This window comes from Streptococcus salivarius (genome assembly GCF_000785515.1).
Lineage (GTDB): Bacteria > Bacillota > Bacilli > Lactobacillales > Streptococcaceae > Streptococcus > Streptococcus salivarius.
Map to the genome: position 1 here is coordinate 1525256 of NZ_CP009913.1, position 14537 is coordinate 1539792.

General features: G+C 43.6%; 2 protein-coding genes. Both read right to left on the minus strand.

From position 1 onward, the window contains the following. Window positions 1-67: 67 nt before the first annotated feature. Window positions 68-8110 (minus strand): accessory Sec-dependent serine-rich glycoprotein adhesin, encoded by an 8043-nt coding sequence (locus tag SSAL8618_RS07150; protein WP_038676438.1) that lies wholly within the window; start codon window positions 8108-8110, stop codon window positions 68-70. Window positions 8111-8383: 273 nt separating this feature from the next. Beyond that, window positions 8384-14350, minus strand: a complete 5967-nt coding sequence (locus SSAL8618_RS07155) for an accessory Sec-dependent serine-rich glycoprotein adhesin (protein ID WP_038676440.1) — start codon at window positions 14348-14350, stop codon at window positions 8384-8386. Window positions 14351-14537: the final 187 nt, after the last annotated feature.

The following is a 14537-nucleotide window of genomic DNA, read 5'->3' on the forward strand; positions in this document are numbered from 1 at the left end:
TTTTTTATTGTGCTTATCTGAGCATTGTAAAGACTTTTACAATCCTGAAATACGAATAGTCTTCGTCCTATTCTTCATTTTTCCTACGTTTGGCAAGAAATCCAAGACCAGTTGCAGTTGCCAAGGCACCCAAGGCCATACCTAATGATGAGTCTTCCTCACCAGTCTTAGGAAGCGCTTGGCTACCATGTTTGTGCATAGGATCCTTCACTTCAGAAGTTGATTCTGAAACACTTGTTGAAATACTTGTTGAAATACTTGTGCTTTCAGAGGCACTCAAGAATGCCGATGTAGAGACTGACTCTGATACTGAAACGCTTGATGAAGCAGTTTCTGAGGCAGACAATGATGCACTTGCACTTTGCGATTCGCTCAACGATACAGACTCACTTGTAGAAATCAAAGAACTTACTGAGGCTGATTGTGATTCAGACATAGACGCACTCGCTGAAACTGACACTGAGTTCGATACTGATTGTGACTCACTGATTGAAGCACTTACTGATGCACTTTCAGAATTTGAAACTGAAGCGCTCAATGAGGCTGACTCGGATACGCTGACTGATTCTGACTCTAACGCTGACAGTGACTCAGATACACTTGTTGAGACTGAAACGCTTGATGAAGCGGATTCTGAGGCAGATGCACTTGCACTCTGCGATTCGCTCAACGATACAGACTCACTTGTAGAAATTGAAGAACTTTCTGAAAGTGACTCACTCAGTGATACTGAGTTTGAAACAGATTCTGATTCAGACACTGATGCACTCGCTGAAACTGATTCTGAGTTCGATACTGATTGCGACTCGGAAATTGAGACACTTACTGAAGTCGATACTGAGGCAGAGACTGATGCGGATGCACTCGCTGAGGCTGAGACGCTGGATGAGACTGACGCAGAAACTGAGGTTGAAACAGACTGTGATTCTAATACAGACGCACTTGTTGATGCAGAGTCTGAAATTGAGGTACTTACAGAAGTTGACTCTGAGGCTAATGCTGAAGCGGACGCAGATAATGACTCAGACACACTTGTTGATGCTGAAAGACTTGCTGAGGTACTCAACAAAGTTGAAATACTTGTGCTTTCAGAGGCACTCAAGGATGCTGATGTAGAAGCTGACTCGGATACTGAAACGCTTGATGAAGCAGTTTCTGAGGCAGATGCACTTGCTGAGGCTGACGCAGAGACTGAGTTTGATCCAGACTGTGATTCTGAGACTGAGGCACTTGATGATGCTGACTCGGAATTAGAGACTAATTGTGATTCACTGATTGAAGCACTTACTGATGCACTTTCAGAATTAGAAACTGATTGTGACACTGAAACTGAAGCGCTCAATGACACCGACTCTGATGCGCTGACTGATTCTGACACTGAGGCTGACGCAGAGACTGATGCGGATGTGCTTGCTGATTCCGACACAGATTCAGAAACTGATGTGCTAACGGATTCTGATACAGACGCACTTGTTGATGCAGACTCGGAATTAGAGACTGATTGTGATTCTGAGATTGAAGCACTTACTGACGCTTTCTCGGAGTTTGAGACAGACTGTGATTCAGACACCGATGCACTCTCTGAGGCTGACTCGGAATTAGAGACTGATTGTGATTCTGAGATTGAAGCACTTACTGACGCTGACTCGGAGTTTGAGACAGACTGTGATTCAGACACCGATGCAATCTCTGACGCTGACTCGGAATTAGAAACTGATTGTGATCCTGAAACAGATGTACTCAATGACGCCGACTCACTCAATGATGCTGAGTTAGATGTCGAAAGCGACTCACTAGCTGAAATGAAGCTTGAAGCTGAGTTCGAAATAGATTCAACAGTTGAAATAATCGCAGAAATTGAAGCACTAAAGGCTTGAGACTGGCTTTCAAATGCAGAAGCACTCAATGAGCTTGACGTACTCAATGATTCTGACTCTGAAGTCGAGATTGAGGAACTTGTGCTCTGTGATTCACTCAATGATGCAGACTCACTAACTGAAATGGATTCACTTACTGACGCTGATTCGGAGTTTGAAGCAGACTGTGATTCTGAAACTAACGCACTATCTGAAGCGGATTCGGAGTTTGACACTGACTGTGACTCAGACACTGATGCACTTTCTGAAGCGGATTCGGAATTTGATACAGACTGTGACTCAGACACTGATGCACTTTCTGAAGCGGATTCGGAATTTGAAACAGACTGTGATTCAGAGACTGATTCACTTACTGATGCTGACTCGGAGTTTGACACTGACTGCGACTCAGACACTGATGCACTTTCTGAAGCGGATTCGGAGTTTGACACTGACTGCGACTCAGAAACTGATGCACTTTCTGAAGCGGATTCGGAATTTGATACAGACTGCGACTCAGAAATTGACGCACTTAATGAAGCGGATTCGGAATTTGAGACTGATTGTGATTCTGAGACTGATTCACTTACAGATACTGACTCGGAATTTGATTCAGACTGTGATACCGATGTTGATTCACTTACTGACGCTGACTCGGACGTTGAAGCGGATTGTGATTCTGAAATTGATTCACTTACTGACGCTGATTCTGAGTTAGACACTGACTGTGACTCAGACACTGATGCACTCTCTGAAGCGGATTCGGAATTTGAAACCGATTGTGATGTCGACGTTGATTCACTCTCTGAAGCTGACCCTGAATTAGACACTGACTGTGATTCTGAAACGGAAGCACTTACTGAAGCAGAGACTGAATTTGATTCGGATTGTGAAGCTGATGTCGACTCGCTCTCTGAGGCTGACTCGGAGTTAGATACTGATTGTGATTCTGAAATTGACGCACTTACTGACGCTGACTCTGAGGTTGAAACAGACTGTGATTCTGAAACTGACGCACTTTCTGACGCTGACTCGGAATTAGACACTGATTGTGATTCAGACACAGACGCACTCTCTGATGCTGATTCTGAATTAGATACAGACTGCGACTCAGACACTGACGCACTTGAAGATGCTGATTCGGAGTTAGACACTGATTGTGATTCTGAAACTGACGCACTTTCTGACGCTGATTCTGAATTAGATACTGATTGTGATTCTGAAACTGATGCACTTTCTGACGCTGATTCTGAGTTTGAGACAGACTGTGATTCTGAGATTGATTCACTTACTGACGCTGACTCTGACGTTGAAGTAGACTGCGATTCTGAAACTGATGCACTTTCTGAAGCAGAGACTGAATTTGATTCGGATTGTGAAGCTGATGTCGACTCGCTCTCTGAGGCTGACTCGGAGTTAGATACTGATTGTGATTCTGAAATTGACGCACTTACTGACGCTGATTCTGAGTTAGAAACTGATTGTGACTCAGAAATTGACGCACTTAATGAAGCTGATTCGGAATTGGATACTGATTGTGATTCAGAAACTGACGCACTCTCGGAAGATGACTCGGAATTGGATACTGATTGTGATTCAGAAACTGATTCACTTTCTGATGCTGATTCTGAATTAGACACAGACTGTGACTCTGAGATTGAAGCACTTACTGAGGCACTTTCAGAGTTAGAAACCGATTGTGATGCTGAAATTGACTCACTTACTGACGCTGACTCGGAGTTTGAGACTGACTGTGACTCAGACACTAATGCACTTTCTGAAGCGGATTTGGAATTAGATACAGACTGTGATTCTGAGATTGATTCACTTACTGACACTGACTCTGACGTTGAAGCAGATTGTGATTCGCTTACTGATGCACTCTCTGACGCTGATTCTGAGGTTGAAGCAGACTGTGATTCAGAAACTGATGCACTCTCTGATGCTGATTCTGAATTAGACACTGATTGTGATTCGCTTACTGATGCACTTACTGATGCTGACTCGGAGTTTGAGACTGACTGTGATTCTGAAACTGATGCACTTTCTGAAGCTGATTCGGAATTTGAGACTGATTGTGATTCTGAAACTGACTCACTTACTGACGCTGACTCTGAGGTTGAAGCAGACTGTGATTCAGAAACTGACGCACTTTCTGACGCTGATTCGGAATTTGAGACAGATTGCGATGCCGATGTTGACTCACTTACTGACGCTGATTCTGAGTTTGAAACAGACTGTGAGTCTGAGACAGACGCACTTGTTGATGCAGACTCTGAATTAGACACTGATTGTGATTCGCTTACTGATGCACTTTCTGAGGCTGATTCGGAGTTTGAGACTGATTGCGATTCTGAAACTGACGCACTTTCTGAGGCTGACTCTGAGTTTGAAACAGACTGTGATTCTGAAACTGACGCACTTTCTGACGCTGACTCGAAATTTGATACAGATTGTGATTCGCTTACTGATGCACTCTCTGACGCTGATTCTGAATTAGATACAGATTGTGATTCTGACACAGACGAGCTTGTTGAAGCGGACTCACTCAAGGAACTTGAAACACTCGCTGACTTAACGGTACTCAAAGACACACTCGTTGAAGCGGACTCACTTTGTGAGACACTTGTCTTCAAGGACTCACTCAAGGAACTTGAAACACTCGCTGATTTCTCGGTACTCAAAGAAGCACTCGTTGAGGCTGACTGACTTTGAGAAACGCTAGTCTTCAAAGACTCACTCAAGGAACTTGAGACACTCGCTGACTTCACAGTACTCAAAGACGCACTTGTTGAAGCGGATTCACTTTGTGAAACGCTGGTCTTCAAGGACTCACTCAAGGAACTTGAGATACTCGCTGACTTCACAGTACTCAAAGACGCACTTGTTGAAGCGGATTCACTTTGTGATACGCTGGTCTTCAAGGACTCACTTAATGAACTTGAAACGCTCGCCGATTTCTCAGCACTCAAAGATGCACTTGTTGATGCGGATTGACTTTGTGAGAGGCTTGTCTTCAAGGACTCACTCAAGGAACTTGAAACGCTCTCAGATTTCACGGTACTCAAAGACGCACTTGTTGATGCGGATTGACTTTGTGAGAGGCTTGTCTTCAAGGACTCACTCAAGGAACTTGAGACACTCGCTGATTTCACGGCACTCAAAGACACACTTGTTGAAACAGATTGACTTTGTGAGACGCTCGTCTTCAAAGACTCACTCAAGGAACTTGAAACACTCGCTGATTTCACGGTACTCAAAGACGCACTTGTTGAAGCAGACTGGCTTTGCGAAACGCTGGTTTTCAAGGACTCACTCAAGGAACTTGAAACGCTCGCTGACTTCACAGTACTCAAAGACGCACTCGTTGAGGCTGACTGACTTTGTGAAACGCTGGTCTTCAAGGATTCACTCAAGGAACTTGAGACACTCGTTGATTTCTCAGCACTCAAAGATGCACTCGTTGAAGCGGATTGACTTCGAGATTGGCTGGTCTTCAAAGATTCACTCAAAGAACTTGAGACACTTTTTGAGGCTACCGTACTCAATGAAAGGCTAGTCGATGCAGACTGCTTAGCAGACTCACTTCGACTTTGAGAAATCGATTCCTGCTTAGACTGACTGGCACTTTGCGACACTGACTGGCTGTAATCACTATCCGACAATTTCACCGTCACAACATTGGTCGTACTGTCTTTATAAGTAATCGTTACCGTACCATCACTATTAACCGTATAAGACTTAATACGGTTGGCGACCTCTGGATTCAAGGCAGACACGGCCGCAATAATCTTACTCTTATCTGCGTCTGTTAGGGCAGTCAGGCTGGTCACCTGAATAGTGCTTGTCGGCGCCACACCCGGTGTACGATCTGCCAAGCCCCCCTGAGTAATACGAATTTCACCCAAGCCATTTGGACGGTTCATATTTGATGAATTGTCAATAGCAGCAACATTACGTTGCCATGTGTTGCGGTATGAATGATAAAGATCATCCTTCAAATGAATGGTCGTTGTGATGGTTGCAGGATTATCAGTCGTAGCTGTGATATCTCCCGTAATCGGTGCAATATTACCAGTTCCGTACTGGCTACTACCAAAGAAATTGCCGTTCAAGGCATTGTCATTCAAATCGGCTCTTGCAACGACTTTCATTTCTTTAAGCTTGCCACTGTCATCTGTAGCCGTGAAAGTCAAAACAGCATCATCACCAGCATAGAGGGTATAGTTTTTCCCACCACCTTCGAGAGGCGTTGACTTAGGTTCCACACCATCAACAGTCAACTTGGCCATCACTTCAGGACGCGTTCCGTCCGTTACAGCCACGGAATTGCTAGCATCTGAATACACCGCATAATCACCATACATGATGCGAGCTTTGGCTGTTACACCACCTGTTTGTAACTTAACAGTCGGCGTCACAATCGCTTGACCCGAAGCATCTGCCACTGCTGTCCCAACTTCGTCGTCATTATTGTATAGAACAACCGTTGATCCTGGCTCAGCCCCTGTCACCGTTACAGGCGTCTGTGTATAACCCTTATCCAATAATCTCGTTTCAACGGTTGGTGCTGGTAGGCGCTTCACTGGAGCAGTGACATCATTAGTGGTGTTATCTTTATAAGTAATGGTTACCACACCAGATGATGAAACGGAATAAGATTTAAAGTCCTTTGAAGTGGCAATATTTGGGTTAGCAGTCTTAAAAGCCTCCCAAACCTTATCTTTTTCAGCCTGAGCGAGACTACTTGTGTCATTAACAAAAGTACTCGTTGTCACCGCCGTAATCGGATTACGAATACCATCATTTTGCGGCAAAACCTGAATACGAAGCGTGCGTGTCACTGACTGCTTAGCCGTATTAGTCACTACAAAAGAAACATTATAAATTTTCCCAGGCGTTACGACCTCTGTCTGCCCAACAGTCCCCACAATATTAAAGGCCACTGCACTATTTTTCAATGCAGAGGTCTGAGGCACGTTAATCCCATTCACACGATCACTACCAGAAGCGTAGCCAATGCTTTTAATACTATTTCGTGTAGGAACGGTTTCAACAACATTATAAGCCTGATTGATATAGTCAGAGTTATAAACAGAAATCAAGGCATTGTTAGCTAGCCCTAAATTATACTGGGGTGCACGGAGGTTACTATTAGCATCAATTCGAGAACCATTACGAGGATCACGTTGACCAGATGTCGCGCGAAGAACCGCATTGGCAAGACTATTTCTCGCCTGACGAGCCTGAGCAATCGTAGGCGTCACATCACTGTCACGATCAGCCAGACTAACACGAATGGCATCCAGGGCTTTAGCTCCCTTGAGAATAGCAGCATCCGTATTTGGCAAATCAACAGCTTGAGCTTTATAGGTATAAATGTCTAAGGCTAAATCTTTGAGACGCTTTTCTTGCTCTAAACGCTCAGCATCAGCCACAACTGACGCAGCTAGCAAACCAGTCGCCGTATCTGACAATTGGCGATTCGTTTGAACTTCGGATGTCAAGGAAGCCTTTAATAAGGTTGACTCCGAGCTGACAAGAGCCATCCCCACTTTAGAGTCGCTACTACTATCACTTTTGCTAACTGACTGAACAGAGGCACTTGCGCTATGCTCTGAAGTTTTTCCAAGCGCACTCTCAGACTGACTGTGAGCAGAAGAATCCGTCTGACTTACTGATTCCGACTTAGAAGCTAATGAAGCTGACAAGGAAGCAGAAAGCGAGGCACTCAATGACAAGGATGTCGATTTAGAAGCTAATTCAGATGCAGACACCGATTGGCTGAGTGATAAAGACTCACTCAAAGAAGCCTCCGAAGTCTGTCTTGACGCAGTTTCAGATGACTCTTGACTATTTACTTGACTCTCTTGAACACTGGACACAGACTCCATATTTCCAAGAACAACGGAATCAGATGCAGCTAAGAGATCAGTCTTAGCTCCTGCTTCACTTTCCAAAATCGGCTGATCAGTCATTTCATCCGCATGAGCCACGTGAGTCGCAACTGAACCACCAAGCAAGGCCCCAGTTGCAAGCACTCCCTTAAGCACTGTCTGACCTGAAAAGGCAGGTGCTTCCACCTCTACCTGCTGGGCAGCAACAGACGGTGCATCCACACCCCCTCTAAGCACCTTGAAAAGACCAAAATTCGACGTCGCCGCGCGAAGCCAGTGCTTCCCTGACTTAACCAATTTAAACCGTGTCACACGATCGGTTTCACGATATTGACCTTCATTCCTTCTAAAAAACATATATACTCCATTTATATTTTGATTAAAACACTCCTTTCAATTTTATCATAAAATTAAGCAAAAAATCTCATTTCAAGATTGCTTTCTAGCGATTAATCCTTTCATTCATTTCCCAAAAAATACGATAATAATGCTAACCCTAAGACTTATTAAAACTATTTGTATTTTTAGAATATCAAACTAAAAAAATCCCCTACCAATTAGGAAATCACTCTAATCGATAGGGGATATTTGATTGTCTAGCTAGAAGCTAATGATTAAACTTACTAAAGCTTAGAAGTCTTCACTTTCTTCTTCATCTTTCTTACGTTTGGCAAGAAATCCAAGACCCGTTGCAGTTGCCAAAGCACCCAAGGCCATACCTAATGATGAGTTTTCCTCACCAGTCTTAGGAAGCGCTTGGCTACCACGTTTGTGGTTAGGATCCTTCACTTCAGAAGTTGATTCTGAGGCAGATACTGAAGCACTTGTTGATGCTGACGCTGAAAGACTTGCTGATGTACTCAATGAAGTTGAGATACTTGTTGAAGTGCTTGTGCTTTCAGAGGCACTTAAGAATGCCGATGTAGAGGCTGACTCTGATACTGAAACTGAAGCGGATGTGCTTACTGACTCAGATGTGCTTGCTGATTCTGACGCAGATGCTGAAGCTGAGGCGCTTGCTGATTCTGATGCAGAGACTGATGCAGATGTGCTTGCTGATTCTGACGCAGAGGCTGACTCAGAGGCACTTGCTGATTCTGACGCAGAGACTGAAACGGATGTGCTTGCTGATTCTGACGCAGATGTTGATGCTGACTCAGATGCGCTTGCTGATTCTGACGCAGAGACTGAAGCGGATGTGCTTGCTGAAGCGGATGCACTTGCTGATTCTGATGCAGATGCTGAAGCGGACGCACTTGCTGACTCTGAGGCAGATACTGAAGCGGATGTACTTGCTGAAGCTGACTCAGAGGCGCTTGCTGATTCTGATGCAGATACTGAAGCGGATGCGCTTGCTGATTCTGATGCAGATACTGAAGCCGATGTGCTTGCTGATTCTGACGCAGATGTTGAAGCCGATGTGCTTGCTGATTCTGACGCAGATGTTGATGCTGACGCAGATGCGCTTGCTGATTCTGACGCAGATACTGAAGCCGATGTGCTTGCTGATTCTGACGCAGATGTTGATGCTGACTCAGATGCGCTTGCTGATTCTGACGCAGATACTGAAGCCGATGTGCTTGCTGATTCTGACGCAGAGGCTGACTCAGATGCGCTTGCTGATTCTGAGGCAGATGTTGATGCTGACGCAGAAACTGAAGCGGATGTGCTTGCTGACTCTGATGCAGATACTGAAGCCGATGTACTTGCTGAAGCTGACTCAGATGCGCTTGCTGAAGCTGACGCTGAGACTGATGCAGATACTGAAGCCGACTCAGATGCTGAAGCGGATGTGCTTGCTGATTCTGATGCAGATACTGAAGCGGATGTGCTTGCTGATTCTGATGCAGATGCTGAAGCGGACGCACTTGCTGAGGCTGACGCAGATGCTGACTCTGATGCACTTACTGATTCTGATACAGATACTGACTCAGATGCGCTTGCTGATTCTGACGCTGAGACTGAAGCTGACTCTGATGCAGATACCGAAGCGGATGCACTCGCTGATTCCGATGCAGATGTGCTTGCTGAGACTGACGCAGAAACTGAGTTTGAAACAGACTGTGATTCTGAGACAGAGGCACTTGTTGATGCAGACTCTGAATTTGAAACTGATTGTGATTCACTGATTGAAGCACTTACAGATGTACTTTCAGAATTAGATACTGATTGTGAGCCTGAAACAGATGCACTCAATGACGCCGATTCACTCAATGATGCTGAGTTAGATGTTGAAATTGATTCACTAGCTGAAATGAAGCTTGAAGCCGAGTTCGAAATAGATTCTACAGTTGAAATGATTGCAGAAATTGAAGCACTGAAGGCTTGAGACTGGCTTTCAAATACAGAAGCACTCAATGAGCTTGATGTACTCAATGATTCTGATTCAGAAGCTGAAACTGACGCACTTGTACTTCGAGATTCACTCAATGATGCAGACTCACTAGCTGAAATTGACGCACTTACTGACGCTGACTCTGAGTTTGAGACTGACTGTGATTCGCTTACTGATGCACTTACTGATGCTGACTCTGAGTTTGAAACAGACTGTGATTCTGAAACTGATGCACTCTCTGATGCTGATTCTGAGTTAGACACTGATTGTGATTCTGATACAGAAGCACTTTCTGATGCTGACTCTGAGTTTGAAACAGATTGTGATTCTGAAACTGATTCACTTACTGACGCTGACTCTGAGTTAGACACTGATTGTGATTCTGATACAGATGCACTTTCTGATGCTGATTCTGAGTTTGACACTGACTGTGACTCAGACACTGACGCACTTTCTGATGCTGATTCGGAATTAGACACTGATTGTGATTCTGATACAGATGCACTTTCTGATGCTGATTCTGAGTTTGACACTGATTGTGATTCTGATACAGAAGCACTCTCTGAAGCGGATTCTGAGTTAGATACTGATTGTGATTCTGAGATTGATTCACTTACTGACGCTGACTCTGAGTTTGAAACAGACTGTGATTCAGAAACTGATGCACTCTCTGAAGCGGATTCTGAGTTTGAAACAGACTGTGATTCTGAAACTGAAGCACTTTCTGAAGCGGATTCAGAATTTGAGACAGACTGTGATTCTGAAACTGAAGCACTCTCTGACGCTGACTCTGAGTTAGACACTGATTGTGATTCTGATACAGAAGCACTTTCTGAAGCGGATTCAGAATTTGAGACAGATTGTGATTCTGAAACTGAAGCACTCTCTGAAGCGGATTCTGAGTTTGACACTGATTGTGATTCTGATACAGAAGCACTTTCTGAAGCGGATTCAGAATTTGAGACAGACTGTGATTCTGAAACTGACGCACTCTCTGATGCTGACTCAGAATTAGACACTGATTGTGATTCGCTTACTGATGCACTCTCTGATGCTGATTCGGAATTAGATACTGATTGTGATTCGCTTACTGATGCACTTTCTGAGGCTGATTCAGAATTTGAGACAGACTGTGATTCAGACACCGATGCACTCTCTGAAGATGATTCTGAGTTTGAAACAGACTGTGATTCAGAGACTGATGCACTTTCTGAAGCGGATTCTGAGTTAGACACTGATTGTGATTCTGATACAGAAGCACTTTCTGACGCTGATTCTGAATTAGATACAGACTGTGATTCTGAAACTGATGCACTTACTGACGCTGACTCTGAGTTTGAAGCAGACTGTGATTCTGAGATTGATTCACTTACTGACGCTGATTCAGAATTTGAGACAGATTGTGATTCTGAAACTGAAGCACTCTCTGAAGCGGATTCTGAGTTTGAAACAGACTGTGATTCTGAAACTGACGCACTCTCTGAAGCTGATTCTGAGTTTGACACTGATTGTGATTCTGATACAGAAGCACTTTCTGACGCTGATTCTGAATTAGACACTGATTGTGATTCGCTTACTGATGCACTTACTGATGCTGACTCTGAGTTTGAAGCAGATTGTGACTCAGACACTGATACACTCTCTGAAGCTGATTCTGAATTAGACACTGATTGTGATTCGCTTACTGATGCACTCTCTGAAGCGGATTCTGAGTTTGAGACAGACTGTGATTCTGAAACTGATGCACTTTCTGATGCTGATTCTGAGTTTGAGACAGACTGTGATTCTGAAACTGACGCACTTTCTGATGCTGACTCTGAGTTAGATACTGATTGTGATTCGCTTACTGATGCACTCTCTGACGCTGACTCTGAGTTAGATACTGATTGTGATTCTGAAATGGATTCACTTACTGACGCTGACTCTGAGTTTGAAGCGGATTGTGATTCTAAGACAGAAGCACTTTCTGACGCTGATTCTGAGTTAGACACTGATTGTGATTCAGAAACTGACGCACTTTCTGACGCTGACTCGGAATTAGACACTGATTGTGATTCGCTTACTGATGCACTCTCTGATGCTGATTCAGAATTAGACACTGATTGTGATTCAGAAACTGATGCACTCTCTGATGCTGATTCAGAATTAGATACTGACTGTGATTCTGAAACTGATGCGCTCTCTGAAGCTGACTCTGAGTTTGAAGCAGATTGTGATTCAGAAACTGACGCACTTTCTGATGTTGATTCTGAGTTTGAAGCAGATTGTGATTCAGATACAGAAGCACTTTCTGATGCTGATTCTGAGTTTGAAGCAGACTGTGATTCAGAAACTGACGCACTCTCTGATGCTGACTCTGAATTAGATACTGACTGTGATTCAGATACTGACTCACTTGTTGATGCTGACTCATAATTCGAGACTGATTGTGATGCTGAAGTTGACGCACTTACTGAGGCTGAAGTTGAGTTCGACTCAGACTGAGATGTTGAAGTTGATGCACTTTCTGAAGCTGAGACTGAATTTGACTCCAACTGTGATGCGCTCACTGAAGCACTTGTTGAGGCACTTTCAAGAAGACTTTCTGAAATACTCTCTGAAAGGGATGCTGATGCTTCCTCTGATTGAGAAAGAGAAGATGAGACAACCTCTGACTCAGATGCTGAAACCGATGCAGATTCTACCTTACTTGTTGATACAGATTGAGACTCTACTGTTGAAGCACTTTCTACGATGCTTTGAGATGTACTTAAAGATGCACTCGTTGTATCTGCTTCAGACTCTGACTCGATAACCTGACTACCATTAAAGAAATTAACGCTAATATTATCAGTCTTACCTGCAAAAGGTGAGAATGTGAAGGAAGTATCGTCACCAGTGATTTTAGCAGTCCAAGTTGTTGTCAGACCATAACTTTGTTTAGCCTGGTAACCATTCATTTGGATACCATTTGACCAACTAAAACCGTCTCCTTGATTTGTTACTGGTGTTGGATTAGCTTTAGGATTTGCAATTTGGTTACCATTTTTATCTGTAACATAAGACGTTGCAGTTGTTGGAGGAGTAAGTCCCTTACCTAAAGTAAACATCGTTTGTGTTGATGTCCCTGAATTATAGATAGAATATCCAGGACTCATCTTCGAAATATTTCCAAGAGTTGATGTTGCAGGATTAACATAAGTAACAGTATAGACAAAATTCAGATTTGTCCCGTCATTTGTCACTTTCAATGAATAATAAATTGGAACATTATAGTTTGAATCTGTTCCAGTTCCTGTGTAAACCTTAGATTCACCAGTCGCAAGGTTAAGATACGAACTAATAGCTGGAGTGCCATTTACTGTAGAGTTGCCATTGAAACCTGCATTTGTAATCTTGGTCATCATACCCTCAACAGCATTACCAAGACGCTCACGTTGTTCTGCGTAAGCAGCGTTTGTTGCTGATGCAGCGAGCAAGGTTGTTGATTTAGCAACTTCTTCTTGAACTGTTGCGATAGCTGTTTGGATTTCAGCTTTAGCAACTGTATCTGTCAACTTAGCTTGATAACTTTTAGCAATGTTAACGAGCAATTCTGCTTCTGAAACGTTTTGATCCAAGATTGTTTTTTCATCATCTTGAGTCGCCTTTTCAGAGGTAGCTGAACTTGTAGAAGTTGCTGATTCAGAAGCAGATTCTGAGTTTGAACCACTTGTGCTTTCAGTCTCTGACTGGCTATCAGAAGTTGAATTCTCTTTGCTGAGTGATGCAGATTCTGAAATAGCTTGTGACAATTCAGCAGAAATTGATTGAGATACTGATTGTGACACTGATACAGACGCTTCTGTGCTTGCCTGAGCATCAACTGAAGAGCTTGTAGACTCTTGGCTTGTTGAGGCTGCTACTGAGGCTTCAGAAGATGGTGCTGCACTCAATACAACTGACTCGGAGTTGGCTGCCACATCTTGATTAGCAGTTACTTGGCTTTCCAAAGCCGGAGTTGTCGTCTCTTCCGCTTGAGCAGTGTAAGTCGCTACTGCTCCTCCAGCTACTGCACCTGCCGCAGCAATCCCTTTAAGCAAGGCTTGCCCTGAGAGAACTGGTGTTTTCTCCTCGACACTCTGTGCTGAAACTGACGGTGCATCCGCACCACCCTTAACAACCTTGAAAAGTCCAAAGTTAGATGACGCAGCACGAAGCCATTGCTTACCTGATTTAATCAACTTAAAACGAGTCACGCGATCAGTTTCGCGGTATTTCCCTTCATTCCTTCTAAAAAACATATCTACTCCATTCTTGTTTTATGAATTAAAACTCTCCGATAAATTTTATCATAAAATTCTTGTAAGCTCTAATATAAACTCTTATTTCCCTCAAAAATATTGCAAACGCTTTATGCTGTATAAATACTAAAAATACTCATTTCATAGCATTTTCATCCATTTTACATTTTGCAATACGTATCTTAAA

Bases quoted from the DNA above. Each gene is read 5' to 3' on its own strand.
- SSAL8618_RS07150 (WP_038676438.1), bottom strand. From the start codon at position 8,110: ATGTTTTTTAGAAGGAATGAAGGTCAATATCGTGAAACCGATCGTGTG.
- SSAL8618_RS07155 (WP_038676440.1), bottom strand. From the start codon at position 14,350: ATGTTTTTTAGAAGGAATGAAGGGAAATACCGCGAAACTGATCGCGTG.